The 21,660-nt window shown below is 73.1% G+C and carries 27 protein-coding genes; 12 read left to right on the forward strand and 15 right to left on the reverse strand.

The features are described 5' to 3' along the window. Positions 1 to 67 precede the first annotated feature (67 nt). Positions 68 to 589 carry a MarR family winged helix-turn-helix transcriptional regulator gene (locus JSX79_RS18520; RefSeq protein ID WP_229084766.1) on the reverse strand — a complete coding sequence of 174 codons (522 nt, stop codon included), beginning with the start codon at positions 587 to 589 and terminating at the stop codon, positions 68 to 70. Between the two features lie 60 nt (positions 590 to 649). Here JSX79_RS18520 and JSX79_RS01030 point away from each other — a divergent pair, with 60 nt between their 5' ends. From JSX79_RS01030 to JSX79_RS18525, 3 genes are all read left to right on the forward strand, one after another. After that, a complete protein-coding gene (locus JSX79_RS01030; RefSeq protein WP_229084769.1) occupies positions 650 to 1,867 on the forward strand; it encodes an FAD-dependent monooxygenase in 1,218 nt (405 codons plus the stop codon). Between the two features lie 95 nt (positions 1,868 to 1,962). Next, entirely contained in the window at positions 1,963 to 2,493 is a 531-nt protein-coding gene (locus JSX79_RS01035) for an AAA family ATPase (RefSeq protein ID WP_229084771.1), read from the forward strand. Continuing rightward, positions 2,490 to 3,437: a helix-turn-helix domain-containing protein gene (locus JSX79_RS18525; RefSeq protein ID WP_070417521.1), complete on the forward strand. Its 948-nt coding sequence runs from the start codon at positions 2,490 to 2,492 to the stop codon at positions 3,435 to 3,437. The genes JSX79_RS01035 and JSX79_RS18525 overlap by 4 nt, the downstream gene beginning before the upstream one ends. Positions 3,438 to 3,490: 53 nt before the next feature. Here JSX79_RS18525 and JSX79_RS01045 read toward each other — a convergent pair whose 3' ends face one another. Further along, positions 3,491 to 3,877 (reverse strand): MerR family transcriptional regulator, encoded by a 387-nt coding sequence (locus JSX79_RS01045; RefSeq protein WP_070417522.1) that lies wholly within the window; start codon positions 3,875 to 3,877, stop codon positions 3,491 to 3,493. Between the two features lie 86 nt (positions 3,878 to 3,963). Between JSX79_RS01045 and JSX79_RS01050 the strand changes: the two genes are divergently transcribed. The 3 genes from JSX79_RS01050 to JSX79_RS01060 all read left to right on the forward strand — a co-directional run bounded on the left by JSX79_RS01050 (position 3,964) and on the right by JSX79_RS01060 (position 5,957). Beyond that, on the forward strand, positions 3,964 to 4,665 hold the full coding sequence (locus JSX79_RS01050) for an SDR family oxidoreductase (protein ID WP_070417523.1): 702 nt from the start codon (positions 3,964 to 3,966) through the stop codon (positions 4,663 to 4,665). Positions 4,666 to 4,866: 201 nt separating this feature from the next. Next, positions 4,867 to 5,397 (forward strand): hypothetical protein, encoded by a 531-nt coding sequence (locus tag JSX79_RS01055; protein ID WP_229084772.1) that lies wholly within the window; start codon positions 4,867 to 4,869, stop codon positions 5,395 to 5,397. Beyond that, positions 5,394 to 5,957 (forward strand): DUF6611 family protein, encoded by a 564-nt coding sequence (locus JSX79_RS01060; protein WP_229084773.1) that lies wholly within the window; start codon positions 5,394 to 5,396, stop codon positions 5,955 to 5,957. Before JSX79_RS01055 ends, JSX79_RS01060 begins: the two co-directional genes overlap by 4 nt. Here the strand turns inward: JSX79_RS01060 and JSX79_RS01065 are convergent. From JSX79_RS01065 to JSX79_RS01095, 7 genes are all read right to left on the reverse strand, one after another. Then, entirely contained in the window at positions 5,905 to 6,609 is a 705-nt protein-coding gene (locus JSX79_RS01065; RefSeq protein WP_229084775.1) for an alpha/beta hydrolase, read from the reverse strand. The genes JSX79_RS01060 and JSX79_RS01065 overlap by 53 nt on opposite strands. After that, positions 6,606 to 7,349: an SDR family oxidoreductase gene (locus JSX79_RS01070; RefSeq protein ID WP_229084777.1), complete on the reverse strand. Its 744-nt coding sequence runs from the start codon at positions 7,347 to 7,349 to the stop codon at positions 6,606 to 6,608. The genes JSX79_RS01065 and JSX79_RS01070 overlap by 4 nt, the downstream gene beginning before the upstream one ends. A 45-nt stretch (positions 7,350 to 7,394) precedes the next feature. After that, positions 7,395 to 8,042: an SDR family oxidoreductase gene (locus tag JSX79_RS01075; protein ID WP_070417526.1), complete on the reverse strand. Its 648-nt coding sequence runs from the start codon at positions 8,040 to 8,042 to the stop codon at positions 7,395 to 7,397. Positions 8,043 to 8,155: 113 nt separating this feature from the next. Further along, a complete protein-coding gene (locus JSX79_RS01080) occupies positions 8,156 to 8,917 on the reverse strand; it encodes an ABC transporter permease (RefSeq protein ID WP_229084780.1) in 762 nt (253 codons plus the stop codon). Beyond that, a complete protein-coding gene (locus JSX79_RS01085) occupies positions 8,917 to 9,711 on the reverse strand; it encodes an ABC transporter ATP-binding protein (RefSeq protein WP_229084782.1) in 795 nt (264 codons plus the stop codon). The genes JSX79_RS01080 and JSX79_RS01085 overlap by 1 nt, the downstream gene beginning before the upstream one ends. Then, positions 9,708 to 10,076 (reverse strand): DUF1048 domain-containing protein, encoded by a 369-nt coding sequence (locus JSX79_RS01090; RefSeq protein WP_071294194.1) that lies wholly within the window; start codon positions 10,074 to 10,076, stop codon positions 9,708 to 9,710. Before JSX79_RS01090 ends, JSX79_RS01085 begins: the two co-directional genes overlap by 4 nt. 2 nt (positions 10,077 to 10,078) lie before the next feature. Continuing rightward, entirely contained in the window at positions 10,079 to 10,426 is a 348-nt protein-coding gene (locus JSX79_RS01095) for a PadR family transcriptional regulator (protein WP_229084784.1), read from the reverse strand. A gap of 129 nt (positions 10,427 to 10,555) precedes the next feature. Here JSX79_RS01095 and JSX79_RS01100 point away from each other — a divergent pair, with 129 nt between their 5' ends. From JSX79_RS01100 to JSX79_RS01110, 3 genes are all read left to right on the forward strand, one after another. Next, entirely contained in the window at positions 10,556 to 11,044 is a 489-nt protein-coding gene (locus JSX79_RS01100) for a DUF4126 family protein (protein WP_070417531.1), read from the forward strand. 328 nt (positions 11,045 to 11,372) lie between these two features. Next, complete coding sequence (locus JSX79_RS01105; protein ID WP_229084785.1) at positions 11,373 to 12,182, forward strand: FAD-dependent monooxygenase; 810 nt, start codon at positions 11,373 to 11,375, stop codon at positions 12,180 to 12,182. A 102-nt stretch (positions 12,183 to 12,284) separates the two neighbouring features. Further along, positions 12,285 to 13,256 (forward strand): NAD(P)-dependent oxidoreductase, encoded by a 972-nt coding sequence (locus tag JSX79_RS01110; RefSeq protein WP_229084787.1) that lies wholly within the window; start codon positions 12,285 to 12,287, stop codon positions 13,254 to 13,256. A 2-nt stretch (positions 13,257 to 13,258) separates the two neighbouring features. Here the strand turns inward: JSX79_RS01110 and JSX79_RS01115 are convergent, their stop codons facing one another. From JSX79_RS01115 to JSX79_RS01125, 3 genes are read right to left on the reverse strand one after another with little or no spacing between them, the layout of a single operon-like run. Next, entirely contained in the window at positions 13,259 to 14,449 is a 1,191-nt protein-coding gene (locus tag JSX79_RS01115) for an MFS transporter (RefSeq protein WP_229084789.1), read from the reverse strand. Continuing rightward, positions 14,446 to 14,652, reverse strand: a complete 207-nt coding sequence (locus JSX79_RS01120; protein ID WP_229084791.1) for a hypothetical protein — start codon at positions 14,650 to 14,652, stop codon at positions 14,446 to 14,448. Before JSX79_RS01120 ends, JSX79_RS01115 begins: the two co-directional genes overlap by 4 nt. Further along, the gene (locus JSX79_RS01125; protein ID WP_070417536.1) at positions 14,649 to 15,521 is read right to left on the reverse strand and encodes a helix-turn-helix domain-containing protein; all 873 of its coding nucleotides are present in this window, start codon (positions 15,519 to 15,521) and stop codon (positions 14,649 to 14,651) included. The genes JSX79_RS01120 and JSX79_RS01125 overlap by 4 nt, the downstream gene beginning before the upstream one ends. A gap of 87 nt (positions 15,522 to 15,608) precedes the next feature. Here JSX79_RS01125 and JSX79_RS01130 point away from each other — a divergent pair, with 87 nt between their 5' ends. After that, complete coding sequence (locus JSX79_RS01130; protein WP_229084793.1) at positions 15,609 to 16,493, forward strand: aldo/keto reductase; 885 nt, start codon at positions 15,609 to 15,611, stop codon at positions 16,491 to 16,493. Between the two features lie 78 nt (positions 16,494 to 16,571). On the opposite strand, the gene JSX79_RS01135 is transcribed toward JSX79_RS01130, so the two are convergent. Continuing rightward, on the reverse strand, positions 16,572 to 17,450 hold the full coding sequence (locus JSX79_RS01135; protein ID WP_070417537.1) for a helix-turn-helix transcriptional regulator: 879 nt from the start codon (positions 17,448 to 17,450) through the stop codon (positions 16,572 to 16,574). Between the two features lie 95 nt (positions 17,451 to 17,545). Next, positions 17,546 to 18,697 (reverse strand): sorbosone dehydrogenase family protein, encoded by a 1,152-nt coding sequence (locus JSX79_RS01140; protein ID WP_229084795.1) that lies wholly within the window; start codon positions 18,695 to 18,697, stop codon positions 17,546 to 17,548. A 130-nt stretch (positions 18,698 to 18,827) separates the two neighbouring features. Between JSX79_RS01140 and JSX79_RS01145 the strand changes: the two genes are divergently transcribed. Continuing rightward, complete coding sequence (locus JSX79_RS01145) at positions 18,828 to 20,063, forward strand: multidrug effflux MFS transporter (RefSeq protein WP_229084796.1); 1,236 nt, start codon at positions 18,828 to 18,830, stop codon at positions 20,061 to 20,063. Next, entirely contained in the window at positions 20,060 to 20,725 is a 666-nt protein-coding gene (locus JSX79_RS01150) for an SDR family oxidoreductase (RefSeq protein ID WP_070417539.1), read from the forward strand. Before JSX79_RS01145 ends, JSX79_RS01150 begins: the two co-directional genes overlap by 4 nt. Positions 20,726 to 20,795: 70 nt before the next feature. Here the strand turns inward: JSX79_RS01150 and JSX79_RS01155 are convergent, their stop codons facing one another. Next, positions 20,796 to 21,593, reverse strand: a complete 798-nt coding sequence (locus JSX79_RS01155; RefSeq protein WP_229084798.1) for an SGNH/GDSL hydrolase family protein — start codon at positions 21,591 to 21,593, stop codon at positions 20,796 to 20,798. Between the last annotated feature and the right edge of the window lie 67 nt (positions 21,594 to 21,660).

Below are 21,660 nucleotides of genomic sequence, written 5' to 3' on the forward strand. Positions count from 1 at the left end.
GGTCCATTGTCGCCGATCCTGACCGGACGCACAGGACGTCGGCCCGGACGACGGATCCCGTGACGACTCAGTCCATCGCGTCGTCGTAGACCCCGATCAGCCGGTCGAGGAAGGTCTGCACCGTCGCACGCTCCGCAGGGTCCAGGTCGTCGACGATGCCCTCGATGCCCTCGATGAGCGGCAACACGAGGTCGTACGCACGGTCCGAAGACTGCTCCGCCGCCGTGACGACGAGCTTGCGTCCGTCGCTCGGGTGCCGTTCCCGTCGGACGTGCCCGGCGCCCTCGAGCCGGTTCAGGACGAGCGTCATCGCGGCGGTCGAGATCTCGAGCCGACGGGCGAGCTCGGTCGGGGTGGCCGGCCCGGTCGCGATGAGGTGGTCCATCGCCTCGAGTCCCGCCGCGTCGACCGACAGTGCCGCGGCGAGGTGGCGCTCGAAGCGCTGCTGCCGGACACTGACCTGCTGCACGCGGGACCGGATGTCGTCGTCGGGAAGTGATCGCCCGTCGCGTCGCGCCGTCGCCCGGTCGTGGCGGTCCTGCCGGTCGTCGGGGCGGTCGGTCGCTGGGTGCTGGTCGTCGTTCGGCACGTCCACCATGGTAGTCGTGTACATTGCCAATCTCATTGGTAATCAACGACGTGAGGGACCATGACCGATCACACCCGCGGACGCGTGCTCATCTCCGGCGCGAGCATCGCCGGCCCGGCGCTCGCCCACTGGCTCCACCGCTTCTCGTTCGAGACGGTCGTCGTCGAGCGGGCGCCGTCCCTCCGCACCGGCGGGCAGAACGTCGACGTGCGCGGAGCCGGGCGTGAGGTCGCGCGCCGGATGGGCATCGAGGACGACATCCGCGCTGCCACGACGGGCGAGGTCGGCACCCGGTTCATCGGTCCGAGCGGCCGGACGATCGCGGCGTTCCCGGCGGGGACCTCGGACTCCGGCGGGGCCACCGCCGAGCTCGAGGTCCTGCGCGGTGACCTCGCGCGGCTCCTCGTCGACGGGACGTCCGACACCACCGAGTACCGCTACGGCGACCGGATCGCCCGCATCGACCAGGACGACGACGGCGTGACCGTGGGGTTCGAGCACGGCCCGGACGACCGGTTCGACCTGGTGGTCGCGGCGGACGGCATCGGATCGAGCACCCGTCGGCTGGTGTTCGGCGACGAGCCGGAGATCCGGTCGCTCGGGCTCGAGACGACGTACGGCACGATCCCCCGGACCGCGGCGGACGACGACTGGTGGCGCTGGTACAACGCACCGGGTGGCCGGTCGATCACCCTCCGCCCCGACCAGCACGGGACCATCCGCGCGGCGATGTCGGTCGTGACGGACCGGAAGCGGGAGCGAGCCGGCTCCGAGCGCGGCGACATCGATGCGGTGCGCCGCCGCCTGCACGCGGTGTTCGCCGACGCCGGGTGGGAGGCCGAGCGGGTCCTCGCGGGGTTCGACCACTCCGAGGACCTCTACTCCGAGGCGATCGGACAGGTCCACGCCCCGCGCTGGTCGGACGGCCGGGTGGTGCTCCTCGGGGACGCCGCGTACTGCGCCTCGCCGGTGAGCGGCATGGGCACGAGCCTCTCGCTCACCGGTGCCTACGTCCTCGCCGGGGAGCTCGCCGCCCACGTCCACCACCGTGACGCCCTGCGCGCGTACGAGCGCATCATGCGCCCGTACGTCGCGAAGGCGCAGCAGCTGCCGCCGGGCACACCGCGGATCGCGAACCCGAGGTCCCGGCTCGGGATCGCGGCCTTCGGCACCGCCGTCCGCGTGGCGTCGCTCCCCCTCGTCGGGCGCCTCGGCGCCCGCTTCGCCACCCCACCGGCCGAGGCGATCGACCTGCCGGACCACGCGCACCTCGAGTGAGCCGGTGGCGGACGGGAGGCGCGGTGCGGGCCCGCCACGCGCCTCCCGTCCGGCCCGTCCTCCCGTCCCGCAGCGATGTGCGCTACGGTCCGGTCATGATCGTCTGGATCAACGGGACGCACGGCGTCGGCAAGACGACCACCAGCAGGCTGGTGCAGCCGCTCCTGCCGGACGCTCGCGTGCTCGATCCGGAGAAGGTCGGCGAGACCCTCATGGACGTCCGGCCCCCGCTGCCCGAGTCCGGCGACTTCCAGCACTGGGACCCCTGGCGACCGCTCGTCGTCGAGACCGCCCGGCAGGTCCTGGCCTTCGCGGGCGGCACGCTCGTCATGCCGCAGACGGTCCTCGTCGAGCGGTACTGGCGGGAGATCGCGGACGGGTTCGAGGCGTACGGGATCCCGGTCCGGCACTTCGTGCTGCACGCGGAAGAGGACACCCTGCGGGACCGGATCCAGAACGACGCCGTGGTGGGGCCGTCCACGTTCCGGTCCAGCCGCGTCGAGCCCTACGCCGAGGCGGCACGCACCTGGCTGCACGCCGCGGCCGAGGTCGTCGACACGACGGACACCCCGCCCGAGCAGGTGGCACGGAACATCGCCGACGCGGTGCTGCAGGTCGCACGGTGAGCGCCTTCGTGCAGCGGTCGCAGTGGTCGGTCGTGACGTCAGAGCCGGCGGACGCGGCAGAGCTCGTCACGCGGATCCCCGACGTCCGACGGGCCACGGTCGAGGGCGCGCCCTCGGGGTTCTCGTTCGAGGAACGGCGACGTGGCTCCGAGCTGCTGTCCCTCGTGTCGATGGCGAGCACCGGCGTCGTCGAGGGAACGGTCGAGGCCGAGTCCGCGATGGTCCTCTTCTGGCTGAAGTCCGGCAGCGGTGCGGTCGACGGCGACGGGGTGCCCACCGGCCGTCCGGTCCTGTTCCGCCACGACCCGCAGCAGGTCCGGTGGGACGGGTTCCAGCTCGACCTCATCCGCATCGACCGGACCACGGTGGAGCAGGTCGCTGCCGAACGCGGCGCCTGGCAGCCCGGGCCGATCGAGTTCCAGCCGCACCACATCCCCGAGGGGCCGACGCTCGCCGCCTGGTGGTTGATGGTGCGCGCGGTGGCGGCCGACGTGCTGCGCGGTCCGGAGGAGGTCACCGAGGAGCACGAGCGCGAACTGACCCGCTTCGCGGCGGGCGGCCTGCTCACGGCGGTCCCGCACTGGCCGGTCGGGCAGGACCAGCCCCGCACGGCGGCGGCGGCACGGTTCGCCCGGGCCGAGGCGTACCTGCTCGAGCACGCGACCGAGCAGATCACCGTCGAGGACGTCGCGGCGGCCGCGGGCCTGAGCATCCGCGGGCTGCAGGACGCGTTCCGGCGCCACCACGGCATCACGCCGACGACCTACCTCCGGCGCATCCGACTGCTGCTCGCCCGGGAGGGCCTGGAGTCCGGGGACGACCGGAGCGTCGGGGACGTGGCGCGGGACTCGGGCTTCGCGCACCTCGGACGGTTCGCCGGCAGCTACCGCGACGAGTTCGGGGTGCTGCCGCGGGAGACCTGGCAGGCCGCGCGCCGCCGCTGATCCGCGCGCCGCCGCTGATCCGCGCGCCGCCGCTGAACGGCGCGGCCCGCTGATCACGCCGCCAGCGGCTGGTCCCGCAGCGCCGGGCAGTGCTCCGGTGTCGGGTGCTCGGTGATCGCGATTACCTCGTCGAGCCGGTCCCGTGCGGCCTCGAGCTCGGCGAGCTGCGCCGTGATCCGGTCCCGCTCGGCGACGAGGAGCGCGAACGACTCCGGCGTCGCCACCCCTGCGTCCACGCACGGCAGCAGCTGCACGATCGTGCGGCTCGGCAGCCCGGCGGCGAAGAGCTGCTGGATGAGCTGGACCCGCTCGACGGCGGGCACGGCGTAGGAGCGCTGGCCGCTCGCCGTCCGTCCGGCCGGCAGCAGGCCCTGCTCCTCGTAGTACCGGAGCGACCGCACGCTCACGCCGGTCGCCGCAGCGAGGTCTCCGATGCGCACGATCTCCTCCTTGCACCTGACATCGATGTGAGGTCTTAGCGTAGCCGAGCCGCTGCGGGAGGTGCCCGCTCGGCAGGAGGAACACCATGGACATCGCTGGATCGGTCGCACTCGTCACGGGCTCGAACCGGGGCATCGGACGACGGTTCGTGCAGCAGCTGCTCGAGCGCGGCGCCGCCAAGGTCTACGCCACGGCCCGGCGCCCCGAACTGGTCGACATCGAGGGGGTCGAGGTGCTCCCGCTCGACATCACCGACCAGGCGTCCGTCGCGGCGGCAGCGGCTGCGGCGTCCGACGTGACCCTGCTCGTCAACAACGCCGGGATCACCACGCAGGGCTCGCTGCTCACGGACGACCTGACCGACGTGCGGCGGGAGATGGACACGCACTTCTGGGGCAACCTCGGGATGGTCCGGTCGTTCGCGCCGGTGATCGAACGCAACGGCGGGGGTGCGATCGTGAACGTCCTCTCGGCGCTGTCCTGGTTCGCGTACCCGGGCTCGGGCGGGTACGCCGCAGCCAAGGCCGCCGAGTGGAACATGACGAACGCCGTCCGCCTCGAGCTGACCGGCCGGGGCATCAGCGTCCAGGGGCTGCACCTCGGAGCCGCCGACACCGACATGATGGCCGGCTACGAGGGGCCGAAGGTCGACCCGGCCGAGGTCGCCCGGCTCTCCCTCGACGGTGTGGAGCGGGGCGCGGCGGAGGTCGTCGTGGACGACTGGAGCGCCGGGGTCAAGGCGTCGCTCGCCGAGGCGCCCGAGCGGTTCTACGCGCAGTTCGCGTGATGCGGCCAGCGTGACCCGGGGGCGGACGGGAGGGACGGTGCGTGCCCGCACCGCGCCTCCCGTCCGCCGCTCCGCACGTTCCGCGCGCTCGTCGCGTCCTCCGCGCTCGCCGCGTCAGGACCGCGCACGGGATCGGACCGACGGCGTCAGCGATCCGTCAGGACGCTGTCCGCACGGCCGCCCCCGCCGGATCGTGGAGTGGTGACCCTGACCGCGATCCTCCCGACGCTCCGCGCGTCCCTCCCCGACCCCGTGGACCCGACCCTCTGGCCCGCCCACACCGAACCCACGACCGGCGACGTCCTGGTCGCCGCCGTGTCGATGGTCCGGCTCGCCGAACTCGCCGGCACCCCGTGCGTGCACACCGCCGAGCAGGCACCGCCCCGCTACCGACCCCGCACGTGGACGCCGGGCGAGGTGAGCGTCGCCGTGGCGTCGGTGCTGCGCGTGCGGCGCCCCCGGACCGGTGTCGTCCTGCTCGAGCTCGACGCGGTGCTCCCCCGGTTCGCCGTCCTCGACCAGGTGCGGCTCATCGGCCGGGTGAGCACGGCGGCCCCGACCGGGACCTACGTCCTCACCCCGTGCGCCGGCGCGGAGGACGGTCCCTTCCACCGGCTCCCGGCCCCGTTGCCCGCGGACGTCCGCGAGGGCGACCTGCTCTGCTTCCCCTGCGTGGCCGCGATCCGGCACCGCGACATCGTGGTGCCGGTCCGCGCCGAGGTCGTCCGGTGAGCGCCGTCTCCGACCTGCGCGCACGCGTGGTCGACGGCCCGCACGTGTGGGGCCGGTACTCCGTGCGTCCCGTCGACCGGACGATGTGGAGCACGAGGACCCTCGTCGTCTACCCGCCTGGTACGACCCGCCGCGAGCGTGCGGTGCTCCGCGCGTGGTCGGCGTGGCCGGCCGTCGGGGCCCTCCTGGCGATCGCCGTGATGGCCGCGCTCGCTCCCCGCGCCGCCCTCGGGACCGTCGCCGCCGTCGGGGTGTACGCGGGCGGCTTCCTGGTGCTCGGGCGGGCCGCCCGTCGACTCCGTCCCGGTGTCCGGACGCTGACGGTCACGACCTTCCACGGCACCGGGCGACCCGAGGTGCACGGGGACGTCCGGTTGCTCGGCGCCTCGCTCGACGCGTTGACCGTGCCGGAGCGGGCGCTCCGTGCCGGTGCGATCCGACCGGTGGACTTCGAGTCGATCTGGGCCGACGTCTGGGACGACCTGCCGAGCGGCCCGCGGTCCCGGGTCAGTCGTGCAGGAACGCCTCGAGCTGCCGGGCCACGAGGTCCGGTCGGGTGATGAACGGGTGGTGCCCCGTCGGGAGTTCGACCGACCGGGTGGCCCGCGCAGCGTGTTCCCGCTGGAGTGCGACGGTGGTCGAGCGGTCCTCGGCGCACACCACCGCGGTGGAGTCCACGCCGGCCCACCCCTCGGCGCTCGTCGGGGTGCCGAACGCGCGGACGTCCTGCGAGGTGACCCGGTCCCACGCCGCCCGCTGCGTGGCGGCGTCGGCGTCCTGCAGGAACCGGGCACCGAACGACCGCTCGTCGTACCCGTCGACGACGATCCGCCCGTCGGCGTCCGGACGCACCGCGACGGGGTCCGGCTCGCCGGACATGATCGACCCCTGCGACGCCCCGACGGGCGGCAGGTAGCTCGACACGAGCAGCAGGTGCCGGACCGCGGGATGCGGGCCCGCCTCGGCGATCACGGTCCCGCCGTAGGAGTGTCCGACGACGATGGCGTCGGGGACCTCGTCGAGGGCGCGGCGCAGTGCGGCGGCGTCCTCCTGCAGGCCGCCGCCGGTGTCGGTCTCCCCGCACGACGGCAGGGCCACGGCGCGGCTGGCGATCCCGGTCCGTTCGCGCAGCAGGTCGCCGGTCGGCGCCCACCACCAGTCCCCGTCACGGACGAGGGCGCCGTGCACGAAGAGGACCGTCGGGCTCGTCACTCCATCACCATCGCGGACATGCGCGTCATCAGGCCACGGGGGACGAAGCGGTGCGCACTCGCCAGCACGGCGTTGCGCGCGCCGGAGACGACCGTGGGTCCGCCGGCACGGGAGAACGCCCGCAGACCGACGCGTGCGACCTCCTCCGCCGACTGCCGACCGCCCTCGAGGAACGACCCGCCGCCGGCGGCGTCGAAGAAGCCCGTCGCGGTCGGGCCGGGGCACAGGGCGAGCACCCGGACGCCCTGCCCGCGCGTCTCCTGCCAGAGGGCCTCGGTGAAGGACAGGACGAACGCCTTCGTCGCGCCGTAGAGCGCCATGTGCGGGGTGGGCTGGAACGCGGCGGTCGAGGCCACGGTCATCACGCCGCCGACGCCGCGGGCGAGCATGCCGGGCAGGAACGCCCGCGTCAGCCGGACCAGCGCGGTCTCGTTGAGCGCGATCTGCTGCACGATGCCGTCCTCGGGCTGCTCGGCGAAGGTGCCGTGCCACCCGACCCCGGCGTTCGCGATCAGGACGTCGACGCGGGTGTCGTCGAGGGCCGTGATCACCTCGTCGACGCCGTCGGCCGTCGCCAGGTCGGCCGGGAGCACCCGCACCCGCACACCGTGGCGCGCGTGGATGCCCGAGGCGACGGCGTCGAGCTTGTCGGCGGACCGGGCGACCAGGACGAGGTCGGCGCCACCCGCGGCGAGGCCCTCCGCCAGCGACTCGCCGATGCCGCCGCTCGCACCGGTCACGAGGGCCAGTCGGCCCCGGAACGGTTCGGGGTTCCGCGCCACCGCTCAGCCCGCCGTGCGGAGGAAGTCGGCGATCGGGGTGGAACCGGTGTTGAACCGGATCGTCCGGCCGATCGTCTCGTCGCCCTCGACCGCGTCGGCCACCACGTGCGCGACGTCGCCGCGCGGGACCTGCGTCGAGGAGCCGTCCCAGTCGACCGAACCGGTGGGCTCGTCGTCGGTGAGGGTGCTCGGCGCCACGACCGTCCAGCGGAGCCCCGAGTCGCGGAGGACGGCGTCGGCGATCATCTTCGACTGCGCGTACGCGAAGAAGTCGTCGTCCTGCGGCACCCCGTGGTCGAGGAGCGAGCCGGACCAGGAGACCATGACGTAGCGGTCGACACCGGCCTTCGCGGCACCCTGCACGGACAGGATCGCCGCGTCGCGGTCGATCGCCCAGGTGCGGTCGGCCGATCCGCCGCCGGCACCGGCCGACCAGACCACGGCGTCGTGTCCGTGGATGAGCTCGGCGAAGTCGGTGAGGGTCTGCTGCTGGATGTCGGCGACGTGCGGCTGCCCGCCGTGGGCGCGGATCTCGTCGGCCTGGTCGGGGTCGCGGATGACCGAGGTGACGGTGTGGCCGCGGTCGGTGAGGATGCGGGTGGCGAGGAGTGCGACCTTGCCGTGGCCGCCGAGGACGATGACGTTGCTCATGCGTCGGACGCTACTCGCGGCGGCTCAGCGCGCGAGGTGCGCGAGGTGCGCACCAGCGGACGGGAGGCGCGGTGCGGGCCGGCACCGTCCCTCCCGTCCGTCAGCCGGTCGCGTCAGCCGACCCGGCGGCGCTGCACGAGGGTCGCGACGCCGAAGGCGGCCAGCAGGATGCCGACGCACCACGCGAGGGCCACCCACAGGTCCGCGTGGAGCGGCTGCCCGGCGAACAGCGCTCGGATCGAGTCCACGATCGACGTCACGGGCTGGTGCTCCGCGAACCACCGGACCGGCCCGGGCATGGAGTCGGTCGGCACGAACGCCGAGCTGATGAAGGGCAGGAAGACGAGCGGGTACGAGAACGCACTCGCGCCGTCCACCGACTTCGCCGACAGCCCGGCGACGACCGCGATCCAGGTGAGCGCCAGCGTGAAGAGCACCAGGATCCCGAGCACCGCGAGCCACGCCCCGATACCCGCGCTGCTGCGGAACCCCATGAGCAGGGCGACCCCGACCACCACGGTCACCGACACGGTGTTGGCGACGAGGGACGTGAGCACGTGCGCCCACAGCGACGCCGCGCGCACGATCGGCATCGACCGGAAGCGCTCGTCGATCCCGGCCTGCAGGTCGAGGAACAGCCGGTACGAGGTGTACGCCACCCCGGACGCCACCGTGATGAGGAGGATCCCCGGCAGCAGGTAGTCGATGTACGGCGTGCTCCCGGTGTCGATCGCGCCGCCGAAGACGTACACGAACAGCAGCAGGAAGGCGATCGGCATCACGGCGGTGGTGATGATCGTGTCCGGGCTCCGGAGCACGTGTCGCAGCGAGCGCCCGGTCAGGACGGCGGTGTCGTGGATCGGGTGGGCGGACATCAGGCCACCTCCTTCGTGGTGTCGGCCTTCGTGGTGTCGGCGTCGGGACGGTGTCCGATGACGGCGAGGAAGACGTCCTCGAGCGTGGGGCGCTTCTCGACGTACTCGACCGTCGCGGGCGGGAGCAGTCGCTGGAGTTCGGCGAGGGTGCCGTCGGCGATGATGCGGCCCTCGTGCAGGATGGCGATCCGGTCGGCGAGCTGCTCGGCCTCGTCCAGGTACTGCGTCGTGAGCAGGACCGTGGTACCGCCCGCGGCGAGGGCGCGGACGGCGTCCCAGACCTCGATGCGGGCCTCGGGGTCGAGGCCGGTCGTCGGCTCGTCGAGGAAGACCACCGACGGGTCGCCGATCAGGCTCATCGCGATGTCGAGCCGGCGGCGCATCCCGCCCGAGTACGTCCCCGCGCGGCGGGACCCGGCATCCGTGAGCGAGAACCGGTCGAGCAGCTCGTCGGCGATGCGCCCGGCGTGCCGGAGGTGCCGGAGCCGTGCGACGAGGACGAGGTTCTCGCGGCCGGTCAGCACCTCGTCCACGGCGGCGAACTGCCCGGTGAGGCTGATCGCCTCGCGGACCGCACCCGGATCGGCGGCCACGTCGTGCCCCGCGACCGACGCGGTGCCGGCGGTGGCCGTCGTCAGGGTCGCGAGGATGCGGATCGCGGTCGTCTTGCCCGCGCCGTTCGACCCGAGCAGGGCGACCACGGAGCCGGCCTCGACGTCGAGGTCGACCCCACGGAGGACGTGCAGGTCGCCGAAGGACTTCTCGAGCCCCCGGACCCGGATCGCCGCGGTCATGACGGCTCCCCGTCCGCATCGGCCGCCGCGATCGCGTCGACGAGGCGCTGCTGCTCCTTGCTGAGCCACGACCCGAGGCCGTAGTTCGCCTTGAAGTCCTCGGCGAAGGCGATCGGGTCGTCGCCGACCACCGCGCGGACGCTCGTGCCGTCGGCGGCGCTCTGCTCGAACAGGTCCGCGAGGTCGTCGAGCATGCGCATGAGCTGCTCGCCGTCGCTCGGGCCGGTGTACATGAGGTACCGCTCGATGCCGTCGACGGCGGTGCGGTGGCTCGTCGGCAGCGCTGCCGTGCGGGCCTTGTACTGCTTCCAGCGCTTCTTGTCGCCGATGAGCTTGGTCGTGATGTCCGAGATCGAGATCCCCATGATCAGTCCTGTCCGTTCGTGCTGCTGGTGGTGTGCCGGAGGTGGTCGAGCCGCTCGGCGAGGAAGGTCCACGCCCGCCAGAAGTCGTCGAGCTGCTCCTGCCCGCGGGCGTTCAGCGTGAACACCTTGCGGGGCGGCCCCTTCTCCGACGGGACCTTCTCGACGTCGACGAGGCCGCGCTGCTCGATGCGGACGAGCAGGGCGTAGACGGTGCCCTCGGCGATGTCGGTGAACCCCTGTTCCCGGAGCGAGGCGGTGATGTCGTACCCGTGGGCCGGGTGGCCGGCGAGCACGGCGAGGACGATCCCCTCGAGGATGCCCTTGAGCATCTCGGTCTCCTGCTTGGGCATGCGTGCCTCCTGCGGTCGGTGCCGTGTGTCGTGGTGCGCTGTACTCAGTGACGCTGACTACTGGTACATAGTAACGCTGAGTACCAGGAGCGCAAGAGTAGTTTCCGAACCGACACGACAGGAGCACCGATGAGCACGAAGAACGAGCAGCACACCCTGGTCCGCACCCTGGTCCTGGGCATCCTCAGCGGCGGCCGGAGCGCCACCCCGCTCGCCGTCATGGCACTGAACCACGACCGCTCCTCGCTGAAGGGCTCGTGGCAGGACTGGAAGGTCTTCAGCACGCCCCTCGGCCGTGGCGTCCTCGTCGCATCGGCCGTCGGTGAGCTCATCGGCGACAAGCTGCCGGGGACGCCGAACCGGATCTCCCCCGCCGGCCTCGCCGGGCGCGTGGCGTCCGGAGCGCTCGTCGGGGCCGCGCTCGGCACGACGGGCAGGCGCGACCTGCGCATCGAGGGCGCGATCCTCGGCGGCGTCGGCGCGATCGTCGGCAGCTTCGTCGGCTGGGGTGCGCGCAAGCTCGTCGGCGCCACGACGCGCCTCCCCGACCCGGTCGTCGCGCTCGCCGAGGACGCCGCGACCATCGCCGGCTCCGTCAAGGTGATCACCACCTCGTGACGGCACCGCGTCGGGCCCTCGTCACCGGCGGCAGCATCGCCGGGCTCTCCGCCGCCTACTGGTTGGACCGGACGGGCTGGGACGTCACCGTCCTCGAGCGCTCGGTGGGCTTCCGCACCGGCGGCCAGAACGTCGACGTCCGGGGCGTCGCCCGTGAGGTCCTCGACCGCATGGGGCTGACCGAGGCGATCCGCTCGGCCAACACGGGCGAGACCGGCACGGTGATCGTCGACGAGCAGGGAGACACCATCGTCCGGCTGCCCGACGACGACTCCGGTGAGGGGGCGACGGCGGAGCTCGAGGTCCTGCGCGGCGACTTCGCGTGCGCATGGTCTTCGACGACGCCGTGGTCGCGGTGGACGAGGACGGCTCGGACGGACGACCCGTCACCGTCCGCACCCGGAGCGGCGCGACGCTCCAGGCCGAGCTCCTCGTCGTCGCCGAGGGGGTCCGCTCGAGCACGCGCGACCTGCTCTTCACCGTCGAGCCCCGACGGCTCGGCATCACGATGGAGTTCGGGACGATCCCACGGATCGCGTCCGACGACGACACCTGGCGCTGGTACAACGCCGTCGAGGGTCGACAGGTGCACCTGCGGCCCGACAACCACGGCACGACGAGGGCGATGCTCGCGTACACGAACGACGACGGCGAGGTCCCCGACCGGCGCGACCGCTACGCCGGCGCCGGATGGCAGACCGACCGGGTGCTCGACGGGTTCGCGCAGTCGGACGACGTCTACGTCGACGACCTCACGCAGATCCACGCCCCGACCTTGCACCGGGGTTCCGTCGTACTGCTCGGCGACGCGGCCTGGTGCGTGACACCGATGGGCGGCGGCGGGAGTTCGCTGGCGCTCACCGGCGGGTACGTCCTCGCCGCGTCCCTCGCCGACGAGTCCGACACCACCGCGGCACTCGGGGCCTTCGAGGCGTGGATGCGGCCGCTCGTCGACCGGATCCAGACCATGCCGTCCGGGATCAAGCACTTCGCGTACCCGCAGACGAAGCTCGGTCTCGCGGCGCAGCGCGCCGCGCACCACGTCCTGACCTCGCGCCCGGTGGCGCCCCTGATGGCGCGACTGACGCACACGGCGGACTCGGACCAGCCGCTCCCGGCCCTGGAGCCGACCCGCTGACGGACGGGAGGCGCGGAGCGGGCCCGCACCGTCCCTCCCGTCCGGCACAGGGGTTCCGTCCGGGCCTGCCACGCCCAGTCGCGTGCGCCTAGCGTGACCGGCATGCGCATCGTCGTCATCGGAGCCACCGGCCACATCGGCACGTTCCTCGTCCCCCGTCTCGTCCGCGCCGGTCACGACGTCGTGACCGTCACCCGCGGCAGCAGCACCCCGTACGCCGACTCCCCCGAGTGGCAGCAGGTCGAACGGGTCACCGCCGACCGCGAGCAGGAGGACCGCGACGGCACGTTCGGCGACCGGATCGCCGCACTCCGCGCCGACGCCGTCGTCGACCTCGTCTGCTTCACGACGTCGTCGGCCGAGGCCCTCGTCACGGCTCTCCGCGGGAGCGGCACCCACCTCGTGCACTGCGGGTCGATCTGGCGTGCCGGGGTCTCGCACGTGCTGCCCGTCACCGAGGAGAACGCGACCGAGCCGTTCGGCGACTACGGCGTGCAGAAGGACGCGATCGCCCGGATGCTCAAGCGTGAAACTGCCGAAGGGGGTTTGGTGACGACCTCGTTGCACCCCGGCCACATCAGCGGACCGGGCTGGATGCCCATCGGTCCGCTCGGCAACCTCGACCCGACGGTGTGGACGAAGCTGTCCGCCGGCGAGTCCGTCGAGGTCCCCGGCCTCGGTGCCGAGACGATGGCGCACGTGCACGCCGACGACGTCGCGCAGGCCTTCCAGCTCGCGGTCGAGCACCGGGACGCCGCGGCCGGCGAGGACTTCTTCGTCACGGCTCCGACGGCGCTCACGGCACGCGGGTACGCGCACCTGGTCGCGTCGTGGTTCGGCCAGGAGGCGCGGCTCGAGCCCGTCTCGTGGGACCGGTTCCGCGAGACCACGGTTCCGGAGCACGCCGGTGCGAGCTGGGAGCACCTGTCGCGCAGCCAGGTGTTCAGCACCGAGAAGCCTCGGCGGCTGCTCGGCTACGAGCCCGCCTGGACGGCCGAGGCGACGGTCCTCGACGCGTTCCGCTGGCTGGTGGAGCACGGCGAGGTGGACGTCGCGCGCCCCCTCGTCGTCTGAGGTCAGGCGCGGGCGGTGACCACCAGCCCGCGGTGGCGGTGGACCGCCCAGACCGTCAGGGCGAACCCGACCAGGACCGCGCCGCCCACCGTGACCGCGGTCCACCCGCCGGCGTTCCAGAGCACCGAGGCGAGTGCCGAGCCGATCGCCCCGCCGATGAAGTTCGCGGTGACGAACGCGGTGTTGAGACGGCTGCGCGCCGCCGGGTCGATCGCGAAGAGCCGGGTCTGGTTGAGGACGTTCGTCGCCTGCACACCGACGTCCAGCAGGACGACCGCGACGAGGACGACCACGATCGACCGCGCTCCGAGGCCCGCGACCACGAGCGAGACGAGCACGACGGCGATCGCCGCACCGGTCACGGGCACGGAGACCCCGCGGTCGTGCAGCCGACCGACCCGCTGCGCGGCGACCGCCCCGGCGAGCCCGGCCAGACCGACGAGCCCGATCGCGCTCGTGGAGTACCCGAACGGCTCGGCGCTGAGCAGGAACGTCAGCGCGGTCCAGAACATCGTGAAGACGGCGAACATCGCGGAGCTGATGACGAGGGTCACCCGCACGGCCCGGTGCGCGGCGACGGCACGGAACACCGAGGCGATGAGCGTGGGGTACCGCACCCGGTCGCGCCGGTCGAGCTCGGGGATCGCCCGCCGGAGCAGCACGGCGAACAGCAGGGCAGCGCCGGCGGCGACCACGTAGATCGCGCGCCAGCCGAACGCGTCCGCGACGAGCCCGCTGACCGTCCGCGACACGAGGATGCCGGTGAGGACCCCGGAGGCGATCGTGCCCACGACCCGCCCGCGGGCCGAGGGATCGGCGAGGTCCCCGGCCAGCGGGATGAGCAGCTGCCCGGCGACGGTGGTGAGGCCGACGAGCGCGAGCGCCACCAGCAGCACGGCGAACGACGGGGCCACGGCGGCGAACAGCAGCGCGACCGCGGACGCGGCGAGCACCCCGGGGATCAGGCGTCGTCGGTCGAGCACGTCGCCGAGCGGCACCACGAGCAGGATGCCCAGCGCGTACCCGACCTGGGTGAGCGTGACGAGCAGCCCGGCGACCGCGGCGGACGTCCCGAGCGAGGACGCGATGTCGTCGAGGAGCGGCTGCGCCCAGTAGAGGTTGCCGACGGCCGCGCCCCCGGCGACCGCGAACAGCAGCGTGCGCGCGGGCGTCATCCCCGCACGGGCGGTCACGGACGCCGCCGGAAGAGCTCCGCGAGGTGCCACGGCCCCGGTGCGAGTCGGACGGCCGCCTCGGCGCGGATGCGGTCCTCGCGCGAACGGTCGCGCGTGAGTTCCACGATCTCGCGCTCGGCACGCAGGCGGAACCGGACCCGCTCGAGGAACGTCAGCGGCTCCGCGGGCCGGGTGGTCCGGATCGAGTCGGTCTCGCTCATGCGTCCTCCGTCTCCGGGACGGCGGCGACGGTGGTCGCCGCGAGGTTGGCGAGGAGCTGCAGGCGCTCCTCGGACGGCGAGCCGGGCTCCGCGCCGTAGACGATGAGCGTCAGCCCGGTGTCCGTGACGAGCTCCATCGTCTCGTACGTCAGGTCGAGGTCGCCGACCTCGGGGTGGTGCACGTGCTTGATGCCGGACCGGTGCCGCATCACGTCGTGCGCGGCCCAGCGCTGACGGAACTCCTCGCTGCGGGTGGAGAGTTCCCCGATGAGATCCGTCAGCCCGCGGTCGTACGGGGACCGGGCCGCTTCGGCACGGAGCACGGCGACCATGTCCCCGGTCACGCTGTCCCAGTCGCGCCAGAACTCGCGTCCACGGGGGTCGAGGAAGGCGAAGCGCGCGGTGTTCGGGGTACCGGACGGGTCGAGGAAGAGCGGTGCGTAGACCGCACGGGCGAGGGCGTTGCCGGCCAGGAAGTCCGACCGGCCGTTCCGCACCCACGCGGGAGCGGTCATCGAGTCGAGCACCCGCTGCACGTTCGGCCGGACCTTCGACGTCGGGGTCTTCCGACGCGTCGTCGCCGAGGCGTTCTGCGCACGGGCGAGGTCGAACAGGTGCGCGTGCTCGGCGTCGTCGAGCCGGAGCGCCCGGGACAGAGATCCGAGGACGCTCTCGGACACCCCGGTGAGGTTCCCCCGCTCGAGACGGATGTAGTAGTCGACGCTCATGCCCGCGATGAGGGCGAGTTCCTCGCGGCGAAGGCCCTTCACCCGTCGCGCGCCACCGAAGTCGGGCAGCCCGACCTGCTGCGGCGTGACGCGCTCGCGGCGGGTGCGGAGGAAGTCGCGGACTTCGTCTCTCGTGTCCATGTCCTCCACGGTAGGTCCGATCGACGGGTCGGAGCAGGGGCTGCTGGTACCCGTCAGGCCGGTCCGGGCGGTCGTAGCGTCGTGGACATGGACACACTCACCCTCAACAACGGACTCGAGATCCCCGCGATCGGGTTCGGCGTCTTCCAGAGCGCGCCGGCCGAGACGGTCGACGCCGTGCGCACCGCGCTCGAGACCGGGTACCGCCACATCGACACCGCCGCCGCGTACGGCAACGAGCGCGAGGTCGGCGAGGGCATCCGCGCCTCGGGTGTCGACCGCGACGAGATCGTCGTCGAGACGAAGATCTGGGTCTCCGACTACGGCCTCGACGAGACCCTGCACGCGTTCGACAAGGCGACCGGCAAGCTCGGCTTCGACCACGTCGACGTCCTGATCCTGCACCAGCCCGCACCCGACCGCTTCGAGCGGACCATCGCGGCGTACCGGGCGCTCGAGCGGCTGTACGCCGAGGGCCGTGTCGGCGCGATCGGCGTGAGCAACTTCATGCCGCACCACCTCCGGTCGCTCCTGGAGGCCACGGACGTGATCCCGGCGCTCAACCAGGTCGAGCTGCACCCGTACTTCACGCAGCCGGACGTGCAGCGCGCCGACGCCGAGCACGGCATCCTCGACCAGGCGTGGTCGCCGATCGGTGGCATCACCTTCTACCCGGGCTGGGGCGACGAGCGGGTCAGCGTGCTCGACGACCCGACGATCCGGACCATCGGCGAGGCGCACGGCAAGACCCCGGCGCAGGTGATGCTCCGGTGGCACGTGCAGGAGGGCCGCAACGCGATCCCGAAGTCCACGAACCCCGGGCGCATCGCCGAGAACTTCGACGTGTTCGACTTCGTGCTCTCCGACGACGAGCTCGCAGCGCTCGACGCCCTCGACACCGGTCGTCGCGGCGGGCCGGACCCGGACGGGACCGACACGAGCCGCTTCGAACGGGTGATCCCGGAGGCCTGACGCGACCCGGTGGGGCCTGGAGGCGCGGTGCGGGCCGGCACCGTGCCTCCAGTCCCGCAGGTGGTCGCGACCACCGCGTCAGACGCGCTCGCGCGCACGCTCCACGATGCGCTCCGTCGCCGCCCACGAGGCGAGCAGCCGCAGCGCGTCCGCCGTCGGGCTCCCGGGCGTCGCCGGGTAGATCGTCAGCGCGAGCCCCGGGTCCTCGGTGAGCTCGAGCGTCTGGAAGTGCAGCTCGAGCGGACCGACCACCGCGTGCCGGAACGACTTCACCCCCGCGTAGTGCCGGCGGACGTCGTGCGCCGCCCAGAGCGCGCGGAAGTCGTCGCTCCGCATCGAGAGCTCGCCGATCAGCGCCGCGAGCCCGGGGTCGTTCGGCGTCCGCCCGGCCTCGCGCCGGAGGATCGCGACGTTCGTGTGCGCCGCGCGCTGCCAGTCGAGGTAGAAGTTCCGTGCCTGCGGGTCGAGGAAGATGAACCGCGAGAAGTTGCAGGGCCGTGCGCTCGCCGCGACGAGGTCCGAGTGCATCGCCCAGCCGAGCGTGTTCGCGGCGACGATGTCCTGTCGGTTGTTGACGATCATCGCGGGGGCGTCGGCGATGGCGTCGAGCAGGTACTGGAGCTCCGGGCGCACCGCCGCCACCGGTGTGACCGCGGCGGCACGGCGGGGCGTGGCGTTCTGGTGGCGGGCGAGGTCCCGCAGGTGCTCGTGCTCGGCCGGGTCGAGGTGGAGTGCGCCCGCGATGGCGTCGAGCACGCTGTCCGAGACGCCCTGCAGGTTCCCGCGTTCGAGCCGGGTGTAGTAGTCGATGCTCACGCCGGCCAGCCGGGCGACCTCCTCGCGGCGCAGCCCGGTGACGCGGCGGCGGGTGCCGAACGTCTCGACGCCGGCCTGCTCCGGTGTGATGCGGGCGCGGCGGCCGGAGAGGAAGTCGCGGGCTTCGTCGCGGTGGTCCATGCCGGTCACGGTACTTCGGCTGGGCGGGGGCGAGCGAGGTGCTGCCGGAACCCCCGTGCTGGGTCCTCGTGCTGGTCGGGGTCCGTCGCTCGGGCTCAGCTCGTCGCGAGCGGCACCGACACGATCCGGTCGTCGCCGTCCGTCGGGTCGCCACGCCCGTCGGTGTTGTTCGTGACGAACCACAGGGCACCCTCGGGACCCTCGAGCACCGTGCGGATGCGGCCGAAGTCCCCCGCGAAGTACTCGGTCGACGTCGAGGGGGCGTCGGCCGGCACAGCCCTGACGACCTCGCCCTGGAGGTTCGCGATGAACACCGTGTCGTCGATCACGGCCAGGCCGCTCGGCGAGGCGTCGTCGGTGGCCCACTGCTGCACGGGGTCGACGAAGCCCTTGCTCGTGCCGCCGGTGCCCTCGACCTCGGGCCAGCCGTAGTCCCGGCCTTTCTCGATGACGTTGAGCTCGTCCCAGGTGTCCTGCCCGAACTCCGACGCGAACATCGTGCCGTCGGCCGTCCACCCCATGCCCTGCACGTTCCGGTGCCCGAGGCTCCACACCGGGGACCCGGGGAACGGGTTGCCGCCGGGGACCTGGCCGTCCGGGGTCAGCCGCAGGATCTTCCCCGCGAGCGAGTCCCGGTCCTGCGCGTCCGAGCCGGTACCGGCGTCGCCGACGCTCGCGTAGAGCATGCCGTCCGGGCCGAACGCGATCCGCCCGCCGTTGTGGAAGCTGTTCGACGGCAGCCCGTCGATCACGGTCGTGGCGTCCCCGAGCGCGTAGGACCCGGCGCTCCCGGACAGGTCGTAGCGCTGGATGCGGTTGCCGTCGTCGCCCGTCGAGTACACGAACAGGTCGCCCTCGTGCAGCGCGAGTCCGAGCAGACCGCCCTCACCGCCGTGCCGGACGCCCGCGATCGTGCCGACCTCGCGCGTCTTCCCGGCGCCGGTCAGTTCGAGCACCGTCGCCGAGTCCCGCTCGCTGATCAGGGCGTCGCCGCCGTCACCGGTGCGGACCACCGACCACGGGGCGTCCAGTCCGGTGGCGATGTCGGTCGTCTCGCCCCCGGGCTCGAGCTGTCCGGCGGCGCTCGCCGCGGGGGTCGTGGCGCTCGACGAGGGGCTGCTCGTGGCGGTCGCCCGACCCTCGAGCGTGCGGGCGTCGTCGTCGGTGCAGGCCGCGAGGACGAGGGCCGCGGCGGCGAAGGCGCCGAGGGCGGACAGGGTGCGGCGGGTGCGAGCGGTGGTGTGCACGGTGGTCCTCCCGGGTCGTGGGTCGATTGCACACGCGGCGGTCGGGAATCCCCTGGGTGACGGGGGTTGCGGTGGAACCCCTGTCGGCAGGGACTCCCACCAGCGCACCGACCGGCCGTTCGATGGGTCCGTGCCCGCCACCGTGACCCCGCCCGCTCCCCCGACCGCCCGCGCCGTGCCGACGGCCCTCGTCGCCGCCGTCGTGTTCCTCACCGCGGTCGCGCCGCTCGCGACCGACATGTACGTCACCGCGTTCCCGACCGTCGAGGCCGAGTTCCGCACGAGCGCGTCCGCCGTGCAGCTGACCCTCACGACGTTCTTCGCGGGCATGGGCCTCGGGCAGCTCGTCGGCGGACCGTTCTCCGACCAGCGCGGGCGCCGCCTGCCGCTGCTCGCCGGCACGCTGCTCGTCGTCGCGGCCTCGGTCGTGTGCGCGCTCGCCCCGTCGATCGGCGTGCTCACGGCGGCGCGCCTCATGCAGGGGTTCGCGGGCGGTTGGGTGATGGTGATCGCCCGGTCGGTGGTCGTCGATCTCGCCCACGGCGCCCAGCTCGTCCGCGTCCTCAACGTCGTGATGGGCATCGGCGGGATCGCACCGGTGCTCGGGCCGCTGTTCGGTGCCGCGATCCTGGGGTTCGGTGACTGGCGGACCACGTTCTGGGTCCTCGCCGGCCTCGGGGTGCTCATGTGCGTGACCGCGGCCGTCGTCGTCCCCGAGTCCCTCCCACGGGACCGACGGCACGCCGGCGGCCTGCGCACGTTCCGGCTCGCGGCGCGGCAGGTCCTCGGCGATCGACCGTTCGTCGGCTACGTCGTCACCGCGTGTGCTGCGTTCGTCGGGGTGTTCGCGTACGTCGCGACCTCGCCGTTCGTGCTGCAGACCATGAACGGACTGTCGCCGACGGCGTACGCGATCGACTTCGCGGCGAACGCGGGAGCGATGACGATCGCGTCCCTCGTGGCCGCCCGACTCGCCGGCCGGGTGTCCACGAGACGCATCATCCTCGTCGGGCAGGCCTGCATGGGCGTCGCCGGCGCGGGCATGCTCATCGGCGCGATCTGGTTCGGGATGCCGCTGATCGTGGCCCTGATCGGCTTCTTCGTGCTCATGATCGGCAACGGGCTGGTCGTCACGAACGGTGGGGCCCTCGCATCGTCCGCCGTCCCCGCACACCCCGGGACGAGCTCAGCCGTGCTCGGTCTGGTTCAGTGGACGACGGCCGGCGTGACCGCTCCGATCGCGGGACTCGGCGGCTCGGACACCGCCGTCCCGATGGCCGTCCTCGTCCTCGGTGGCGCGCTCGTGTCGCTCTGGGGACTGCTCGTCCTCGCACGACCCCACACCACCGGAAGGACCACCTCATGACCACCATCGCCATCGTCGGAGCCGGCAAGGGCCTCGGCCTCGCCGTCGCCGAGCGCTTCGCCCGAGAGGGCTTCTCGATCGCCCTGCTCTCCCGCAACCAGGACCGCCTGGACTCCCTCGCCGCCGGCCTCCGGGAGCACGGGTACACCGCCGCCGGCTTCGCCGCGAACGTCCGCGACGGGGACTCCCTCCGTGGCGCCCTCGAGCGTGCGACCGAGCAGCTCGGGCCGATCGAGGTGCTGCAGTACAGCCCGCTGCCCGCCAAGGAGTACATGCGCCCGGTGCTCGAGACCACGGCGGAGGACCTGGTCGGCCCGATCGAGTTCTCGGTCTACGGCTCGGTCAACGCCGTCCGCCAGGTGCTGCCCGGCATGCGCGCGATCGGGCACGGCACGATCCTGTTCGTGAACGGCGGGAGCGCGGTGCGCCCGGGTGCTCGGGTCACCGGCACGTCCGTGGCGTTCGCGGGCGAGAGCGCCTACGCGCAGCTGCTGCACGACGCCGTCCGTGACGAGGACGTCCACGTCGGCCAGCTCATCATCCCGTTCGGCATCGACGACGGGCAGCCCGAGCACTCCGGTGCGTCGATCGCGGACCGCCTCTGGGCGATCCACACCGAGCGCGGTGCGTTCCGGACGTACGCCGAGCCGCTGCCCGAGTGACCCACTGACGGACGGGAGGGACGTGGCGCCGCCGCCCCGCCCCTCCCGTCCGACCCTGGTCGCGTCTCGATCAGCGCGCGGCTCGCGTGATCGCCGTCGCCATCACGCGCGCGACGACGACGTTCGTCGCCGCGTCGCCGTGGATGCCGTCCGCCGACGCGCCCCGGATCCACGCCCCGTCCGCCTGCCGGAACCCGGCGAACGGGTCGACGTACGACCAGCCGTGCTCCGCCGCGTCGCGCTCCAGCGCCCGGCTGAGGACGAGCTGTCCCGCGCGGCGGTCGGCGCCCCACTGGCTCCAGGTCCAGTTCGACGGCGGGCCGGAGACGACGAGGACGTGCCGCGCACCGACCTTCCGGACGACGGCGTCCACGTTCGCGATCGTCGTCGCGGTCGGGATCGCCTGGTTCACGTCGTTCGTGCCGAGCTCGACGACGAGGACGTCCGCGTCCGGAACGGGGCCGATCTCGTGGAGGACCTCGTCGGACCGGTACCCGCTGTGCGCGTAGCCGCCGACGGCGTGGAACCGGGTGTCCGGCACGAGGTCGTGGAGCCAGGAGTCCGGCCGTGCCGTGATGGAGTCGCCCGCGTACGCGAAGGTGACCGCGCCGGACCGGTCGCCGGAGCCGAGCGCCCCGGTCACGGCGTCGTCCGGTGTGGCGGCACGGACAGCTGTTCCGCCGGCTGCGGCTCGGGTGTCCGCACGTTCGACCGGCGCGGCGGAGGCGCGACCGACGGACGGGGCGCGCTCGGCTGCGGCGGTGCTCGCCGACACGACGGCCGTGCCGACGACGAGGGATCCGCCGGCGACGAGGCAGGCGGCGGTGACGATGCTCGCGACGAGGGCGAGACGACGGGTGCGGGACACGACATCAGGTATCCCCCGGATCGGCCTGCCGTACCAGTCCCCAGACCTGGGGAACCGCGCCGCTGGC

The sequence above is a fragment of the Curtobacterium sp. GD1 genome, from assembly GCF_020882855.1.
Classification (GTDB): Bacteria; Actinomycetota; Actinomycetes; order Actinomycetales; family Microbacteriaceae; genus Curtobacterium.

What these genes read in the sequence shown, in the direction of transcription:
- JSX79_RS01120 (WP_229084791.1), bottom strand. Translation starts at nt 14,652, where the DNA reads ATGAGCGAGACCGACTCGATCCGGACCACCCGGCCCGCGGAGCCGCTG.
- JSX79_RS01100 (WP_070417531.1), top strand. Translation starts at nt 10,556, where the DNA reads ATGAGCACGAAGAACGAGCAGCACACCCTGGTCCGCACCCTGGTCCTG.
- JSX79_RS01125 (WP_070417536.1), bottom strand. Translation starts at nt 15,521, where the DNA reads ATGGACACGAGAGACGAAGTCCGCGACTTCCTCCGCACCCGCCGCGAG.
- JSX79_RS01105 (WP_229084785.1), top strand. Translation starts at nt 11,373, where the DNA reads ATGGTCTTCGACGACGCCGTGGTCGCGGTGGACGAGGACGGCTCGGAC.
- JSX79_RS01080 (WP_229084780.1), bottom strand. Translation starts at nt 8,917, where the DNA reads ATGTCCGCCCACCCGATCCACGACACCGCCGTCCTGACCGGGCGCTCG.
- JSX79_RS01035 (WP_229084771.1), top strand. Translation starts at nt 1,963, where the DNA reads ATGATCGTCTGGATCAACGGGACGCACGGCGTCGGCAAGACGACCACC.
- JSX79_RS01135 (WP_070417537.1), bottom strand. Translation starts at nt 17,450, where the DNA reads ATGGACCACCGCGACGAAGCCCGCGACTTCCTCTCCGGCCGCCGCGCC.
- JSX79_RS01130 (WP_229084793.1), top strand. Translation starts at nt 15,609, where the DNA reads ATGGACACACTCACCCTCAACAACGGACTCGAGATCCCCGCGATCGGG.
- JSX79_RS01090 (WP_071294194.1), bottom strand. Translation starts at nt 10,076, where the DNA reads ATGGGGATCTCGATCTCGGACATCACGACCAAGCTCATCGGCGACAAG.
- JSX79_RS01110 (WP_229084787.1), top strand. Translation starts at nt 12,285, where the DNA reads ATGCGCATCGTCGTCATCGGAGCCACCGGCCACATCGGCACGTTCCTC.
- JSX79_RS01075 (WP_070417526.1), bottom strand. Translation starts at nt 8,042, where the DNA reads ATGAGCAACGTCATCGTCCTCGGCGGCCACGGCAAGGTCGCACTCCTC.
- JSX79_RS01030 (WP_229084769.1), top strand. Translation starts at nt 650, where the DNA reads ATGACCGATCACACCCGCGGACGCGTGCTCATCTCCGGCGCGAGCATC.
- JSX79_RS01085 (WP_229084782.1), bottom strand. Translation starts at nt 9,711, where the DNA reads ATGACCGCGGCGATCCGGGTCCGGGGGCTCGAGAAGTCCTTCGGCGAC.
- JSX79_RS01150 (WP_070417539.1), top strand. Translation starts at nt 20,060, where the DNA reads ATGACCACCATCGCCATCGTCGGAGCCGGCAAGGGCCTCGGCCTCGCC.
- JSX79_RS01050 (WP_070417523.1), top strand. Translation starts at nt 3,964, where the DNA reads ATGGACATCGCTGGATCGGTCGCACTCGTCACGGGCTCGAACCGGGGC.
- JSX79_RS01095 (WP_229084784.1), bottom strand. Translation starts at nt 10,426, where the DNA reads ATGCCCAAGCAGGAGACCGAGATGCTCAAGGGCATCCTCGAGGGGATC.